Annotated in this window: 11 protein-coding genes; 3 read left to right on the top strand and 8 right to left on the bottom strand. The window is 44.5% G+C overall.

Translation table 11 applies throughout. From position 1 onward, the window contains the following. The first annotated feature begins 35 nt into the window (after positions 1-35). From ABDV94_RS11455 to ABDV94_RS11445, 3 genes are read left to right on the top strand one after another with little or no spacing between them, the layout of a single operon-like run. A complete protein-coding gene (locus tag ABDV94_RS11455) occupies positions 36-1,250 on the top strand; it encodes a hypothetical protein (RefSeq protein WP_343747319.1) in 1,215 nt (404 codons plus the stop codon). After that, positions 1,247-1,864 (top strand): hypothetical protein, encoded by a 618-nt coding sequence (locus ABDV94_RS11450; protein ID WP_343747318.1) that lies wholly within the window; start codon positions 1,247-1,249, stop codon positions 1,862-1,864. The genes ABDV94_RS11455 and ABDV94_RS11450 overlap by 4 nt, the downstream gene beginning before the upstream one ends. A gap of 8 nt (positions 1,865-1,872) precedes the next feature. After that, positions 1,873-5,469 (top strand): ATP-binding protein, encoded by a 3,597-nt coding sequence (locus ABDV94_RS11445; protein WP_343747317.1) that lies wholly within the window; start codon positions 1,873-1,875, stop codon positions 5,467-5,469. Positions 5,470-5,620: 151 nt separating this feature from the next. On the opposite strand, the gene ABDV94_RS11440 is transcribed toward ABDV94_RS11445, so the two are convergent. The 8 genes from ABDV94_RS11440 to ABDV94_RS11405 all read right to left on the bottom strand — a co-directional run bounded on the left by ABDV94_RS11440 (position 5,621) and on the right by ABDV94_RS11405 (position 17,069). Continuing rightward, positions 5,621-7,405 (bottom strand): PA domain-containing protein, encoded by a 1,785-nt coding sequence (locus ABDV94_RS11440; protein WP_343747316.1) that lies wholly within the window; start codon positions 7,403-7,405, stop codon positions 5,621-5,623. A gap of 212 nt (positions 7,406-7,617) precedes the next feature. Then, positions 7,618-8,382, bottom strand: a complete 765-nt coding sequence (locus tag ABDV94_RS11435; protein WP_343747315.1) for a succinate dehydrogenase/fumarate reductase iron-sulfur subunit — start codon at positions 8,380-8,382, stop codon at positions 7,618-7,620. 65 nt (positions 8,383-8,447) lie between these two features. After that, the gene (locus tag ABDV94_RS11430) at positions 8,448-8,813 is read right to left on the bottom strand and encodes a four helix bundle protein (protein WP_343747314.1); all 366 of its coding nucleotides are present in this window, start codon (positions 8,811-8,813) and stop codon (positions 8,448-8,450) included. 29 nt (positions 8,814-8,842) lie between these two features. Next, on the bottom strand, positions 8,843-10,855 hold the full coding sequence (locus ABDV94_RS11425) for a fumarate reductase/succinate dehydrogenase flavoprotein subunit (protein WP_343747313.1): 2,013 nt from the start codon (positions 10,853-10,855) through the stop codon (positions 8,843-8,845). Positions 10,856-10,873: 18 nt separating this feature from the next. Continuing rightward, positions 10,874-11,833: a succinate dehydrogenase cytochrome b subunit gene (locus tag ABDV94_RS11420; protein ID WP_343747312.1), complete on the bottom strand. Its 960-nt coding sequence runs from the start codon at positions 11,831-11,833 to the stop codon at positions 10,874-10,876. 175 nt (positions 11,834-12,008) lie between these two features. Next, positions 12,009-13,823, bottom strand: a complete 1,815-nt coding sequence (locus ABDV94_RS11415) for an MFS transporter (RefSeq protein ID WP_343747311.1) — start codon at positions 13,821-13,823, stop codon at positions 12,009-12,011. A 139-nt stretch (positions 13,824-13,962) separates the two neighbouring features. Beyond that, positions 13,963-14,622 (bottom strand): SCO family protein, encoded by a 660-nt coding sequence (locus tag ABDV94_RS11410; RefSeq protein WP_343747310.1) that lies wholly within the window; start codon positions 14,620-14,622, stop codon positions 13,963-13,965. A 44-nt stretch (positions 14,623-14,666) separates the two neighbouring features. Then, the gene (locus ABDV94_RS11405) at positions 14,667-17,069 is read right to left on the bottom strand and encodes a TonB-dependent receptor (RefSeq protein ID WP_343747309.1); all 2,403 of its coding nucleotides are present in this window, start codon (positions 17,067-17,069) and stop codon (positions 14,667-14,669) included. Positions 17,070-17,091: the final 22 nt, after the last annotated feature.

The following is a 17,091-nucleotide window of genomic DNA, read 5'->3' as shown; positions in this document are numbered from 1 at the left end:
TACATTTATCTGCCAATTTACGCTTTATTCCCAATATGAAAAAATCTTTAAGCATTCTTTTCCTGCTTTTTAGCATTGCTATTTCAGCACAAACCTTTGAAATTCCGGCTCTGAAACAACCATTTTACGATATCATCGAATGGAAAGGGATCGGGAGTATTGTTTTGAGCCGTGATTTGACCTTAACGCAGAGACAGGTAGACCTGACAATGGTTTCAGGGGATTCGAAGAGTGCCTGGCAGCAGGTTTACAACCCGATGGCCAAGGAAACCTATTTTATTTCGGAAGACGGCGGAAAGTATGCATACTTTCTTGAAAACCTAGAATTGAACGATGGAAAGGTTTTTCTCCATCAGCTAAGCGCTGCAGGGAATATCAAGGTGATGAACCTGAGTTTCCTCACACCGCTCAAACGCCTGGGAAGCTTCAGTCCTTCGGATTTGTACCTCACAGATATTATCACCACCGAACGCGCATTGATCTGGATGTTCCGTCACAAGGAAAAGGATAAACTGACCACTATTGCCGTTTCCATGACGCACCACAATTTCAACATGTATGCATTTGTTGTTTCAGAAAACGTCTCCAGTTCTGCGAAAGTGGAGGATCAGATTTCCTGGTACATCGCCGGTGAAAACGGGGAGAACATTGTGTTTGCTGCCAGAATGCACGCCGGTAAGGAAGCAGGATGGAGGGTAAAGGAATTCAGCCCGAGAGGAGTCATGGTTTCAGAGCAGGTTTTGAACCAGAACGGAACCAATTTTGTAGCTCATGCACGCGTTGGGTTCGGGAGAAGGGGAAGCGCCTTGCTGAAAAGAAGCGAACCGGACGAAAAAGGGACTTTAATTTTTACCAAAGGAGCTTACTATGTGGGCGGAATTGAAGTAAACGGAACCACAGCAAACCTGGTAAGCTACCGCCTGGAGGAAAAGAAGTGGGTAAAAGCCTGTGAATCGGTTTGTACGGTCTATAATGCAAAAAAAGAGTTGGAAGTAGGGTGCTTCGCAATGAACGAAGGAATCGGCTGGTATGTCAATTCTGCCAAGTCTGAAGGGCATTTTCACAGCTTCACTTCGGGCACCGGAATTGTGTCCGGAACAATTAATCAGGCAACTTCCAACCCAAGTCGTTTGCTTACTGCGGAATTTCCAAGTAAATTTGTCGCCGAATTGGATACCAAGTGGTTGATTTTTGATACAAAACAACTACCGGCTAAAGGAAATATAACCTTCGAATACAGGCAAAAATGATTATTGGGATTTGTGGTGGTAGTGGATCGGGAAAAACGACCCTCCTAAAGCGTTTGGCAGCATTTTACGGAGAGCTGCAACCGACTATTTTTTCAATGGATAACTACTATCTTCCAATAGACCAGCAGTTGGTAGATGAAAACGGTGAAGTGAATTTCGACCTGCCGACGGCTTTGGATAAAGAGCGTTTGATCAACGATTTGAAAGACCTGAAAGATGGAAAATCCATTGAGGTGAAAGAGTACCACTTCAATGCTCCCCCGAATAAAAACGTGTTAATTACGCTCGACCCGTCTCCGATCATTATTGTGGAAGGGTTGTTCCTGTTTCAATACCAGGAAGTAAATAATTTGCTTGATTTTTCTATTTTTATGGATGTTGATCCGATGGTACAATTGGACCGAAGATTGTACCGGGATCAGGAAACAAGGGGATATTCGAGAGAAGCCATTTTGTATCAATGGAATAACCATGTGGCTCCGTGTTATGAGCAATACCTGGCACCATATATGCATTTGTCCGATTTTGTATTTAAAAATGATCAGAATTCGGATTTGGAATTTGAACGATTGATCCAGGTATTGACTCCAAAATTATTATGCTTAAAAGAATAATTCAGTTAATGGCAAAAAGGGGATACGCACTGGTTCTGAGTGCATCCTTCATACTGTTAATTGTTTTATTGTTCAAGTTCAACCAATCAAACCGGGATGAACTGGAGCATTTCCAGGAAGTTTTTCTTTCCCAGGTTTCTATTGCGGGCAAGCAGTTGAACCAACTCCCGGATGATTGGAGCAAACTTTCTGAAAAGACATTTTCCAAAAAATACAACAACTTGGAGAATACTCTGTTCGTACATGTTTACGAAGGGGATTCCATGATTTTCTGGAATACGAATAAATGTCCCGTCAACCGTTTTACCGACCTGCATTTCCCCGTTAATGGAATCGTTCAGCTGCAAAATGGCTGGTATTATACCCAATTCCGAAAGGAAGGAAAAATGACCTATGCGGTTACCTTCGGGATTAAACGCGTTTTTCCGATCAATAATGAACAGCTGCGGGATTATTTCTTTTCTCCTTTTCCAAAGGTTCAGGGAGCTGTTTCGTTGGTTGCAGATCCGAATTCGACCATTGTGGATGCTTCCGGGCAACCGGTTTTCAGTATTTCGGATATGGAAAGCAGTTCGTATGACGATGCCTTGCTGACAGTCATATTCGCAGATGTCCTGTTGATTTTCTTCCTGATCGGATTCCGGCTTCACAAACGATTGGTTCATACGGCCCCGGCACACATCCTGTTCATTTTCGGCGTATTGATTTTCCGCTTCCTTGCTTTGTACTTCGACTGGTTTTCCTGGATGGGAACAACGGAGCTCTTTGATCCGGGATTGATGGCACTGAATAACTGGATTCCCAATTTCGGGGAATTTTTAATCTGGGTCGTTGTGCTCGGAATGATTTTTCCGTCGATTCTTAGCCTGCTGTCCGGGATTCAAAGGAAAGGGCCCGTTTACTTCCTGCTCTGCCTCATTCCGGTGCTGATCATGGTTTTTCCGCAGTTGATCAAACTGATCATCGTCAATTCAACCATCCCGATTCACCTGAGTGACCTGCTGAAACTGAATGTGTTTTCCGTACTGTTGATTTTGTTTATTGGGTTGGGAGCACTGTTTTTATTGCAGTTTTACCAGGCTGTAATCGGCAAATGGAAAGAAACGAATCCGTCTCTCCTGACGGTGATTCTCATTATTGGGGGAATTGCTGCTTCTGTGATCATCACCAATGAGTGGGTTTTCAGACTCCATGGATTCTGGATCATCTGGATGTTTTCTTTGCTGCTCATCGCTGTTTTTGTGGTATTCCGTTTTCACCGGAGCTGGAGTTTTATGCTTTATTTACTGACCACGTTCATGGTTTCCTTCGGGATCACGATGACGCTGGAAATGGAAGCCAAGAAAAAAGAACGGGAAGAGCGTTTGCTTTTTGCCAACCAATTGGCAGACGACCGCGATATCAACGCAGAAGTGGATTTTTCAAAGGCAGAAGAAAAGCTGGTTTCGGTTCCGTTTATCCGGCGTTTGTTCCGCCACGATACCAAACCGAGTTTTTCGGAGTTGAAAGAAGCCATGGAGTACCAGGTTTTCAAAGGATATTGGGAACGCTACGATGTGGATTGCTACTATTACCTGGAAGACAGTTTGAATGTCCGTCTGAACGGAATGTACAAACGCCAGCTCGATGAGTTGATCGAACGGCACGGAGTGCGCTCGGAGATAGACAGCAACCTGTACTATGTCAAAGATTACACCAGCCAGTTCAACTACGTATTCCACCTGCCGCTGGAACGAAACGGCGTAAAAGTGGAATTTTACGGAACCATGAAATCAAAACGGATTCCTGAAAAAATCGGTTTCCCACGACTCTTGATTTCGAAACAGACAGCAGTATTCGAATCATTGGAGCGCTATTCGATTGCGAAGTATTACGACAATCAGCTGGTGTTGAATTATGGAACATACAGCTATCCGACCAGTCTGAAAATGTTCGGTTTCGAAAGCGAAGGCGGGGTCGAGTGGCTCCAGCGAAATGGAATCGAACACCTGATTTTCAAGAAGTCAAAAACGGATGCCATCATTTTGAGTAAGGCAGTTCCTTCCTGGCTTTCCTACCTCACGACCACGGCGATGCTCCTGGTCTGTTTCGGGGCAATACTCGTTTTGGCCTTATTGCTCAGGCAAATCGATCAGGTGCGGGTTTCGAATGGCATTTCGATGATTACCAAAATCCAGCTGGTGTTAATCAGCTTAATTGTGGTTTCGCTGGCGGGTTTCAGTATTGCCAGTACAAGCATGCTGAGCGGACAGTATCGTTCCTATTCGAAAGACCAGATTCGCGAAAAAGTGAAGTCGGTGATCAATGAAATCAGTTCGAGACAGCGGTTTATCTCAGAAAAATTTAGTGATAAAAACCAGGACGAACTGGATTACCAGCTCCGCAGGTGGTCAAAGGTGTTTTTAGCGGATATCAATTTGTATCAATCAGACGGAATCCTGGCGGGAACCTCGCGGACGAAAATCTACAACATGGGATTGTTGAGTGAGGAGATGAACCCGAAAGCACTTTACGAGCTGATGTTCAACAAACGATCCGAATTTATTCACGAAGAAAACATCGGTTCGTTGGTTTACCTCTCGGGTTACGTTCCGGTGTATAACCACGAAAACGAACAACTCGGTTACCTGAATATTCTGCATTTTGACCAGCGGAATGTGTTTGAAGACCAGCTCCGGCAATTCTTTGTTGGCGTTCTGAATGTCTTCATGCTGCTGCTCGTACTATCGATTTTGGTGGCACTTTTGGTTTCTTCCTGGCTCACAGGTCCGCTCCTGATGCTCCGGAAAAGCTTTTCTCAGTTTGAATTGGGGAATAACAGCTCCCAGATCAATTACAAATCACGGGATGAAATCGGCTCCCTGGTGGCGGAGTACAACCTCAAGCTGAGCGAACTTGCAGAGGCCGCGGCGAAGCTGGCGCAGTCGGAGCGTGAAAGCGCGTGGAGGGAAATGGCCAAGCAGGTAGCACATGAGATTAAAAATCCGCTTACGCCGATGAAACTCAGCATTCAGCACTTGCAGCGTGTTTTTGACCCGAATGATCCGAAAGCAAAAGAGCGAATCGAACGCGTGACCAATTCCCTGATCGAGCAGATTGATGCACTGACTCACATTGCGAATGAGTTCTCGAATTTTGCCAAACTGCCCCAGCCGGTCATGGCAGAAATCAATTTGATTGAGCTGATCAAGGCTGTAGCGGCTTTATTTGATAACGACGACCATGTGAGTGTCGGACTCGAATTGAATGCCTCAGAAGCCGTTTATGTGAATGCTGACCGGGAAATGATTCTCCGAGTTTTGAACAACCTCGTTTCAAACGGAGTTCAGGCGGTGAGTTTGAATACCAAACCACAAATTCTTATTTCGATCAATTGCGACGGGAAGGATGCCTTTGTGCGGGTTTCCGATAACGGGTCGGGAATTCCGGAATCACAGATTCAAACCATTTTTGAGCCGTATTTTACGACCAAATCTACCGGAACCGGATTGGGTCTGGCCATGGTGAAGCAAATTGTGGAGAACCACGGCGGGTCGATTGAAATTGAAAAAACAAGTGCTTCGGGAACCACCGTTCTTTTCTCCCTGCCTTTGCTGGAGAAATAAGCTTTCCGTACAGACCGTTGAAGCCGGGGATTTTCCTTGAACGGAAATTGAAAACCGGTTTGAATTCTTCAAAAGATTACGAAACATTTTAAAACAAAAAAACCAAGGGAATTACCCCTTGGTCTTCTTCGTAACATATTAAAAAAACGAATTATTTTGATACTACCACGTTAAAACGACTTGTAGTTCCGTTGGAATAATCCAATGTGAAGATGTATGTTCCGGAGTTCAAACCTTCAACAGACGTTTGGAATTGTCCGTTTTCGATTTTCACGTTTTGAGTAGAAACCTGGCGTCCTGCCATATCAATGATGTTCAAAGTTGCATCGCCTGCAGCTTTCACTTTCACTGTAATGACTTCTTTAGCCGGGATCGGGAAAGCAGCAGCCTCAAGGGTGTTTTCTGCCACGTTCAAAGTTGCGCCGGTTCTTACAGCAATGGAAGGAACCGGTAAACCTACGAAACCTGCATTTACCCACGTTGTACCATCGTTACGGATCGGGAAACGAATCAGGTCATCCTGGTTCATCGCGTAATCGTAATGATCCGACGTACTGTAAGCCATAAACGCTTTCGGAATGTAGCTGGTAATACACAACAGGTAAGACTGATTGTTTGTCAATCGGTAGTACGGAGAACTGGTAATCGGCATGAAAACCGTTTTTTCCAGCATGTTGTCCGCAGGATCCGGGTAAATGTAAGAACCCGCCGCTACCTCACTGATTTGAGCAAAAGTACCTGATGCAGTGGTTTGATCCTGATCGCTCCAGGAGTACAATGACCACGTAAATTCAACACCGTCCAAAGTCGTTGTTGCAGTGTCGTCATTCCCGATTGTGAATCCTCCGTAGTAAATTCCGTCTACTGCAACGCGGTGTGCATTCGCATCTTTGAATGCGATACATGTTTCAAACTGGTTGTTCGGCAAAGTGTTCGGACGGTAGAAACCATCTTTTACAAGAACATCCCCAGTCGGATCCAAACCTGCAAGCGACCAAAGTGAATCGCTGATGCTGAAGTTGTTTGTGCTGATGTTATCGCCCGGAAACTGATCTGTTCCTCCGGTGCTCACATTGTAGCTTACTTCATACAGCCCCACCGTGTAGGAAGATGAAGAATACGTCGGTGTGGTCATAAACACGGAATCACCTGAAGGAATGATAACGGAAGAAGATGTTTGGTTATATACTTCCGTACCTGATCTGGTGATAACCGTATTCAAAGTCACTGTGTTTTGGTTGTTTTGTCCGAAATTGTACACCCATGTACCCGGACTAAAAGAAAACTCAGACGCGCTTTGTGTCAAAGCAACCGGTTTGGAACCGAATTGTGCTCTCACGGAACTGGTCGCCAACGTCGTGATGTCGTCATTGTAATACCCGGTTTTGTCACCGATCAGCACCGTTACGGTTTCCATAGCATCAATACGCTGTTTGATCAGCGTTCCTGTAGAAAGTTTCACGAATACAACCGGAATCGTTACAGACGGCCCTTCAGACGCAGTAGTTCCTCCGTTCATGTTCAGAAGCTGTTCCTCGCGGTTCACGATGATCACGGCTACGGCTCCGGCGTCCTGGCACATTTTAGCTTTTACACCAAAACCACAGGCCCCGATTCCCGGGTTTCCTCCGTCACCGCGATAGATCATCGCTACTTTTCCGGCTAAACTTCCGGCAGCTAGGGCATTACAACCAGTTGCAGATGCAGGGTTTCCCTGCGCATTCACACCTAAAGTACCATCATTGGGAATGACAACGGTGTCTAAGATCGGAGAGAATCCGACGAGGGTTGCTAAACCCCAGTTTGTACCGTCGCCATTACTGGTAAAATCATAGAATCCTTGAATAGAAGCAGGTTCTTCAACGGAGAATACCACTTGTGACATCGCCGTTGAACCAACCATTACCAATCCAAGGGAAAGTAATAGTTTTTTCATAACATAAGTAAATTAAAGATGCCACAAATTAAGGAAAAATTAACAAATAAAAAACTTTAGCTCAATAATATTGGCATTTAAATAAACAGACCTTGCTTAAATGGGGAATTTATATATGTTTTTATTCGTTAACAGGCTTTGTGTTTTTTGGAATACAGAAATAAAAAAGGGAACCAATCCGGTTCCCTTTTTTCAAAATATTTGAATTGGAATTAATCTGCAGCAACCATTGCTTTCAGGTACTCGCGGTTCATGCGTGCGATGTTCTCCAGTGAAATTCCTTTCGGACATTCTACTTCACATGCTCCGGTGTTCGTACAGTTTCCGAATCCTTCTTCGTCCATTTGTTTTACCATGTTCAGAACGCGTTGTTTCGCTTCAACCTGCCCTTGCGGTAACAAGGCCATTTGGGAAACTTTTGCTGAAACAAACAACATGGCAGATGCATTTTTACACGTTGCCACGCAAGCACCACAACCGATACATGTTGCAGCTTCAAACGCTTTGTCTGCTTCTGCTTTTCCGATCGGAATAGCGTTTGCATCCATGGTACGTCCGGAAGTATTCACAGAGACGAAACCTCCAGCCTGCTGAATGCGGTCAAATGACGAACGGTCTACAACCAAATCTTTGATTACCGGGAATGCTTTCGCTCTCCACGGCTCAACGTAGATTGTTTCTCCGTCCTTGAATTTACGCATGTGCAACTGACAAGTCGTTACACCGCGGTCTGGCCCGTGAGCTTCTCCGTTGATATACAACGAACACATTCCACAAATTCCTTCGCGGCAATCGTGGTCAAATGCGATTGGTTCCTTGCGCTCATTTACCAATTGTTCGTTTAATTGATCCAGCATTTCCAGGAATGAACTATCTGTAGAAACGTTGTCCAATTTATATGTTTCCATACTTCCTTTGGAATTAGCGTTCTTTTGACGCCAGATCTTCAGGTTTATATTGATTGTTTTTGATGCCATAATTTTTTAGTTATTAAGTGAATAGGCAATAGGCAATAGTGCCGTCCCACTCAAAATGTTATCTATTATTTATCATCCAATTTTTTGATAAAGGCATTTAACATTTTACCTTCTTCGGTAATTTGTTCTTTTACATGGGCATAAAGTTCGTTGTTTTGAATAAAACCTAACTTTTCTGCAAGTAACAGATGTGTTTCCAGCTCAAATAAAGAGCCTCTGGAAATTTTCATAAACTGACTATAGCTTTTGCTTGACTGTCTGCCGTAGCCTTCAGCTATGTTTGCAGGTATGGATGTTACACACCGTTTTACTTGATTAGAAAGAGCAAATTTTTCATCGTCCGGAAAATTCTTTGTCAAAGAATAAACATTAACAGCCAGTTCAATGCCTTTCTGCCAAACGATTAAATCTCTGTAAGAACTTATTTCCATAAACTATTGCCTAAGCCTCTATTGCCTGATTACTTGTAATTACGCGCTGCGATCTTGATGTATTCGTAGTTCAACACTTCTTTGTGTAGTTCGGACTGGTTGATATCCATTCCTTTGTATTCCCACGCTCCAACAAAGTTGAAGTTTTGATCGTCACGTAATGTTTCACCTTCGGAATCCTGGTATTCTTCACGGAAGTGTCCTCCGCAGGATTCGTTACGTTGCAAAGCATCTCTTGCCATCAATTGACCCAATTCCATGAAGTCAGCTACGCGAAGTGCTTTTTCCAGCTCAGGATTCAACTCGTTTGCATCGCCCGGAACATATACGTCTTTGTAGAACTCTTCACGCAACGCAGCGATTTCGGAAATAGCTTCTGTCAGTCCCTGAGCATTGCGGCCCATTCCTACCTTGTTCCACATGATGTGGCCCAAACGCTTGTGGAAATGATCTACTGATTTTGTTCCGTTGTTATTCAGGAATTTAGAAATCAGTTCTTTTACGTTGTTTTCCGCCTCATCAAATTCCGGGGAATCCGTAGGGATTTTTCCTGTGCGGATATCTCCTGCCAGGTAGTCGGAAACAGTATAAGGAACTACAAAATATCCGTCAGCAAGTCCCTGCATCAAAGCAGAAGCTCCCAAACGGTTCGCTCCGTGGTCTGAGAAGTTTGCCTCACCTGCCACGAAACATCCCGGAATAGTTGACTGCAAGTTGTAATCAACCCAAACACCCCCCATCGTGTAGTGAACTGCCGGGTAGATTTTCATCGGTGTTTCGTACGGGTTTTCATCCGTAATTTTTTCATACATCTGGAACAGGTTTCCGTATTTTTCTTCCACCCATTTTTTACCCAGCTTGATGATTTCAGCTTCGCTCGGATGGTGATTTCCGGAAGCGTATGCGGTTTGTTTTCCTTTTGCGATGATCTCAGAAGAGAAATCCAGGTAAACCCCTTCCATCGTATCGTTTGCTTCGATTCCGTATCCTGCATCACAACGCTCTTTCGCTGCGCGGGAGGCTACGTCACGAGGTACGAGGTTACCAAATGCCGGGTAACGGCGCTCCAGGTAATAATCTCTGTCTTCTTCTGCAATTTGCGTCGGTTTCAATTTTCCTGCGCGGATTGCTTCAGCATCTTCTTTCTTCTTCGGAACCCAGATACGTCCGGAATTACGAAGGGATTCGGACATCAACGTCAGTTTGGACTGGTTTGTTCCGTGAACCGGAATACAAGTCGGGTGAATCTGTACGTAACAAGGGTTTGCAAAGTAAGCTCCGCGTTTGTGAGCTTTCCATGCTGCTGTTACATTTGATCCCATTGCGTTGGTGGAAAGGAAGTAAACGTTTCCGTAACCACCTGTACACAAAATAACGGCGTGAGCAGAGTGGCGCTCGATTTCTCCCGTAATCAGGTTACGAGCGATGATTCCGCGTGCTTTTCCGTCTACTTTTACCAGATCCAGCATTTCGTGGCGGTTGTACATTTGTACACGTCCCAAACCGATCTGGCGGGAAAGTGCGGAGTAAGCTCCCAAAAGCAACTGCTGACCTGTTTGTCCTGCTGCGTAGAATGTACGCTGTACCTGAGTACCACCGAATGAACGGTTATCCAGCAAACCTCCGTATTCGCGTGCAAAAGGAACTCCCTGAGCCACACACTGGTCGATGATGTTTCCGGAAACTTCAGCCAAACGGTGAACGTTTGCTTCACGTGCACGGTAGTCACCTCCTTTGATTGTATCGTAGAACAAACGGTAGATAGAGTCACCGTCGTTTTGGTAATTTTTTGCTGCGTTGATCCCTCCCTGTGCTGCAATTGAGTGCGCACGGCGTGGAGAATCCTGGAAGCAGAATGCTTTTACATTGTAACCCATTTCGCCCAGAGAAGCTGCTGCAGAAGCTCCAGCCAAACCTGTTCCAACGACAATGATGTCAATTTTCGGACGGTTATTCGGTGCAACGAGGCGCAAGTGGTCTTTGTAGTCGGTCCATTTTTTGGAAATATGACCTTCAGGTATTTTTGAATCTAGAATAGACATAAAGTACTTTTTTGAATGTTATCTATTTAAGTAAATGATCACTGGAATAATCGCGAACAATAAAGGAACCACGATTGCGAATGCTTTTCCTACGAAAGAAATCAGTCCGTTGTATTTTCGGTGATTCAATCCCAAAGACTGGAATGCAGAAGCGAATCCATGCCACAAGTGGAACATCAGTACAAACATGGAAACAACGTATCCGATGACTGCCCAAAGTGCGTATTCGTTTGTAGGCTTTCCTTGCTCAGACTGCCCGAAGAAGTTCATCACAACCGTGTGCAGGTCTTTGTATCCTTCTCCAACCTGAAGGCCGGTGTTTTTGTCGTACAGGTGAGTTACTTCTTTTACATCAAACAATGCAGTATCTTTTCCGGTAACTGCTTGTCCTGTTTGAGGATTGAAGTACATGTTTTGATTCATTTCCTTGATCGTGTAAGGAACGTATTCTCCTTTGGTAGTCAGCAAGTAGTTGATTCGGATATTGGATTCAACCATTTCTCCGGTCATCGGATTTTGCTGTTTTTCCGATCTCATAACCGATTTGGTGTGCAACGGAACTGTTTCTGCCACTTTCTGCTTGTACCAGAAGTTGGCCATGTGCGTACAGATAAAGATCAAAATAGCCGTACCTAAAATAGCCATGTATCGGGATGCTGCTCCGGAATTTGCACTCGGCTTGTTGTACGCGTAGCTCTGCGGACGAGCCTGCTTGTTTTTCACTGCCAGGAACAATCCAAGGAACGCGTGCGCCAAGATGGAAATGTAAGTCACATAAGCCAAAACTTTAATGAAAATGTTGTGACCCATGAAGTAGGCGTACTCGTTAAATGCGCGCCTGCCCTCTTCACCAGTTTTCGTAATTAGCTGAAGGTTTCCCAACAAGTGTCCGATGAGAAAGGTAATCAGAAAAAGCCCGGAGAGAGCCATCCAATACTTCTTTGCTAATGAGGACGTAAGTATTCCAGATTTACTCATAGTATTTTTAAAAAATGTTTCAAACGTTACAAATTTAATAGCTAGAACAACCCGAATCAACGTTTGACCTTATTTAGAAACAATATAGATTATTTTGGAAAAGCGCCTATTTACCCGGGTTAGAATCAAAAAAAGCGGCAATTTTGCCGCTTTTTCTTTCAAAGATCGTTAAAAATTAATGACTTGCATCGTCGCTGTCCAGTGAAATCCCTTGTTTTTTGAGCAGCTTGTTGACGAAAATTGCAAAGAAAGTGATGTATGCAAAACACACTCCGCCGACAATAAATGACGGTTGGATTCCAATAATGTCGGATAATTTTCCCTGGATTGGGGGAATCAAACCACCTCCGAGGATCATCATGACCAGGAAACCCGATCCCTGAGCCTGGTGTTTTCCCAATCCGGCAAGCGAAAGGGAGAAAATACAAGACCACATGGTGGAGCAGAAAAGTCCTGCACTTAAAAAGGCATAAATGGCTACGGTTCCGGAGGTCGTTAATCCAATCACAACGCAAAGTAACCCCAGTGTTCCGAATATTGCGAGGGAACGTGCAGGTTTATCACCGGTTAAGTAGAATGCCAGGATTTGGAATACGACACAAACAACATACCAGTAGAGCATGTCGATGCGGTATCCGGACAGCTTGAAAACGCCCAAAATGATCCCAAAGGCAATCAGCGGAACGATGAATTTCAGGATCATTTTTGTCTGATCTGTCAGATTAAACGCATTGATGGAACCCGACCAGCGTCCGATCATCATACTTCCCCAATACATGGCAATGAATGGGGTGGTTTCAGAAGATTCCAGACTTCCGAAAGCCGGTTGTTTCAGGAGTTCGCTCAGGTTACTTCCGATGGCAACTTCCACACCGACGTATACAAAAATGGCGATCATCCCGAGACTCAGTTGCGGATATTTCATGGCTCCCCATCCGTTTTCATTCTTTTTGGCAGAACGGTTTGCGAAGAGAATTCCTCCCAAAACCGCCAGGATTCCACCGGAAAGCCACATCATGCGTTTTTGTTCCAACGGAGCCTGAATCCGATGGATTTCTTTTTGAATTTGCGCTTTGGTTTCTTGTTGCTGCGGGGTCAGGTTTTGAATGGGTTTATTGTCGTCCCCGATGGTGAGCTGGTCTAAATCGCCTTTCAGCTCGGTGAGTTGTTTGGCTTCTTCCGAACGGTAGCTGTTGAATACCGGCGCAAAGCAGGCGATTAACAAACCGGTTACAACCAGCATGGTCACCATGGTTTTTTTAACATGAGCGGATGAACCCTGTCCTGAAGTAGGAGCATCGAGCAATGAATCATTTTCCGGATTAACGGCGTCTTCCTCCAGTTTTCCGCTTGGTACGCGCTTGGAGAAACCGAACAACGCAGCAACGCCCAAGAACAAACACCCAACGCAGGCATAAAGGACTGTTACTTTTCCCAAACTCAATTGGGAGATCATCTCATCACTGACAGCGGCCGAACTTCCGAATAGTGCGAGTGAAACCACCACCGGCCCGATCGTTGTTCCAAAACTGTTGATTCCTCCTCCGAGATTGATCCGGTTACTTCCGGTTCTTTCATCTCCGAGTGCGATCATAAACGGATTGGCAGAAGTTTGCTGTAGTGAGAATCCCAATGCCACGATAAACAAACCGAATAGCATAGCCGCAAAAACATTCAGGGAAACGGAGATAATCATCATGGCTGCCCCGAGTGCTGAGAAAAGCAATCCGTATACAATACTTTTTTTGTAGCCCCAGGTAGAAACGAGGTCTTTCCGGGTGAGTGTGCTGAAAACAAATAACCCGAGAGCTCCGAGGTAGTAAGCTCCGTAGAAAGCGAAATCAATCAGCTGGCTTTGAAACTGATCCAGTCCGAAGTAGTGCTTACAAAAGGGAATGAAGATACTGTTTCCTGCAGCGATGAATCCCCAAAAAAAGAATACGGTGGTGAGTGTGGATAAAGCTCCGTAGTTTGTTTTTGTAGTTTGCATGGATTGCCTTTTCGATTATGGGTCGAAAATAAGCAGAATTCGCTTATGATGGCATGTTTAAAAATTTGTGACCGGTTAATTAACTGATTCGCGGCCGGGCAACGGAAATTTTAAGACTGGAGCATCATTTGGAAGGGTTTTAATTCTCTTCTTCCAGTAATTTACGGATATCTCCGATCAGTTTGTCGACCTCCCTGGAATCAGTCCCGTCATAATATCCGCGGATGCGTTTTTGTGTGTCGACCAAAACGAAGTAGTTCGTGTGAATGAAATCTGAACCGACATCCCCCTGGTTGGCAGCTTCGGCAGGTTTCAAAACAAAGAAACTGCGTCGTGCCAGCTTGTAAAGATCTGTTTTTTTCCCGGTCAGGAAATGCCACTGTTTGGAATCAGCACCGTGGCCATCCGCGTAGATTTTCATTTGAGCAACAGAATCCGTTTCGGGGTCTACGGTGAAACTCAGGATTTTGAACCGGTCCACTCCTTTGTAGGCTTCCTGGACGCGCTGCATCTCTGCATTCATTCTCGGACAAATGGTTCCACAAGTTGTGAAGAAATATTCCGCAACGTACACTTTGCCTTTCAGGTCTTTGGATCCGTATGCCAGGCCGTTTTGATCGGTAAATGAAAATTCCTGGATGGTGTGCCCGAATCCTTTACGTGCCAAATCCTTTTCCACCATTTCAGATTCCACGTCAATGGGGTTATAGACCTTCAAAGGTTCGTCTTTCGGCTGTGTGAAAAAATAGGCAACAACAACTCCGGCAACGAATATCAAACCGACAATCAGGACACGCATTTCGTTTTTTTACAAAATTACATCCTAAATCGCTTCGATAAACATTAATCTCCGCCTAATTTCAACGTGTACTGCAACATCACAGTCCTTGGAGGTTCAACTTTTAATGGTCGTAATGAATATGCTTTGTTCAGGATATTGCTTCCGATCAGTGCAAAACGATGCTTATCATTTAATAAGTAAGAGATTCGTGCATCGAAAATCCAGTTGCCGTGACGGTGAGAATTGAAGTAATCCATGTAACGGAGGTTCTGCATGAAATCCAATGCCTGTGTCAACTCCTCGAAATCCTTGATGACGCGGTCCATATTGACAATTTTGGAATAGTACTTAGCACTGAACCCGATAGAAAGTTTCTTCGCAAGGGTGTATTCCATATCGATTTTCAAATTGTGTAAAAACCGGTATTTCAAAATTCTGGATGCTGAATCAAGAGATGTTGCATTATAGGTGTAAACCGTATTCAAAGAATCTTGTGCGTATCGGTAGTCCGGAGTCAGCGTTTTTGGGACAATGTAGGTATATCCACACAGGAAACTCAGCTCGCCTTTTTTACCCGCGTTAATTGTCCCTGCTAATGAAGCGTCAATACCCTGAACTCTGGATCTTCCGGTATTCAGGAATTTGAAACCAACGGCATTTGCCATCGAAGTATAAGATGGTTGCCAGAAACCGAACATGTATTCAATCGTGTTTTGGTATTCCTGCCAGAAACCGGCGATATCAAAGAAACTCATCACCGGGCCTAATTTGAATCCTTGTTTGATACCGAATTCGGCATTCCAGCTGGATTCAGGCTTTAATTGCGGATTTGGGAAAACTCCAAAGTTACCAACCCCCGTTTTAATGAATCGCTCCGTAATGGTTGGGAAACGATACCCCTGCCCATAAGATGCTCTTAAGAAAGTAGCTTTGTGAACTTTAAAGTTGGATCCTGCTCTGAAGATCGGTTTTAATGCTGTAACGGTATCATTTAATTGGAAGTATTCCAAACGTCCGCCTACTGAAATGGTTAATCTTTTCCAGAACTTTTTCTCTGCCTGGGCATACGCAGAAAGGTTCAATAATTGATTCACCGGTCTTCCTGATCCGACATAAATATTGGCATAGGAATGCGTATGCTGAGCTGTAATACCACCTACGAAATCAACCGAAATGATTTGTTTGAGTGTATTCCGGAATTGATAATCTCCATATAACACCGTTGCCTGGTTACTTTGGTTGGCAGACATGTCGTTTACCGTCCTGAAAACACGCGTTCTTAAACTATGCTTTGCCCCGTGTTTGCTGGAATAGGTAACGTAAGGGTCAATATTGAAAATCAACTGTTTCTGTAAAAAAATTGCTCCCGGGTAAGCTCTGTAAAGACCATTGGTGTCGTTCAACCAGGCTAAAGCCATATTGGTTTCCTGGATCATGAAGTTTCCATTCACACCATACTGTAGCCCCTTGATTTTTTTATCTCTTCGCGAGATGTTGAAATTGAGGCGGGCACGTTTGCTAACCATCTGTTTATTGGTGAAATTAGAAACAGTATCTGCCCAAACTCCGGAATCCGATACGGGAGGCCCGATATATCCGTGGTCGTAATTGAAGTTTCCTCCGAATACCAAGTCCCACTGCTTTTGTTTGCGTGAGTGTAGGAAAGTAGCCCCTGAAATTAAAGGAGTATCGTCATACCATTTGGCACCAGATATAGACGGTGCGCTGTACAGACCCGAATAAAGAATGACCTTTGTCAGTGGAGTTGCTGTAGGATAAGCCGTACGAATGTTGATAGATCCTGAAAGAGCAGAACTTCCCGAAAGAACAGATGCCGCACCTTTAATCACTTCGACCTGGCTGATGTTTTCAACGGGAATAAACCCCCATTCCGGTCTTCCGGCATCTCCCGAAAGCATCGGCATATCATCTACCATTACGGCAACTTTGGATCCTACCCCGAACGTAAATCCGCTTCCTCCCCGAATCTGGGGTTCTCCGTCCAGGATATTCAATCCGGGAGTTTGATCCAGTACGGTTTCAATACTCCGGGTGTTTTTGCTTTCAATCAATTTTGGTTTCAATACTTCCATCGAAACTGTTTGATCTTCCAGTGGCTTATCAAACTTTCCTACCTTGATTTCTACCACATCCAATACTGTTGAAATCTCCTCCATCGGGATGTCCAGTTCAATCAGCCCGTTTTCGGTCACATTGATCTGAATTGTGTCGTTATTCATTCCATCCATCCGGCAGATCAGGTTGTAAACCCCCACAGGAAGCTCTAACGAAAACTGGCCGTTTTCATCCGAATTTGCCCCATACAATTGAGTGGTTTTTACAAACACAGATGCACCTACAATGGCTTCTCCCTGGAGATCGCGGACTTTCCCCGTGATTCTACCCGTTTGAGCAAAGATGAAAGAAGATGTCGTAAGTAATAAGATGGATAGCAAGTATTTCATAAATGCAGTATTAAAAAGTGAA

Origin of the sequence: Fluviicola sp., from assembly GCF_039596355.1 — a bacterium.
Classification (GTDB): domain Bacteria; phylum Bacteroidota; class Bacteroidia; order Flavobacteriales_D; family Crocinitomicaceae; genus Fluviicola.
The sequence above is the reverse complement of the archived record's forward strand: the minus strand, read 5'-3'. Positions and strand labels throughout refer to the sequence as shown.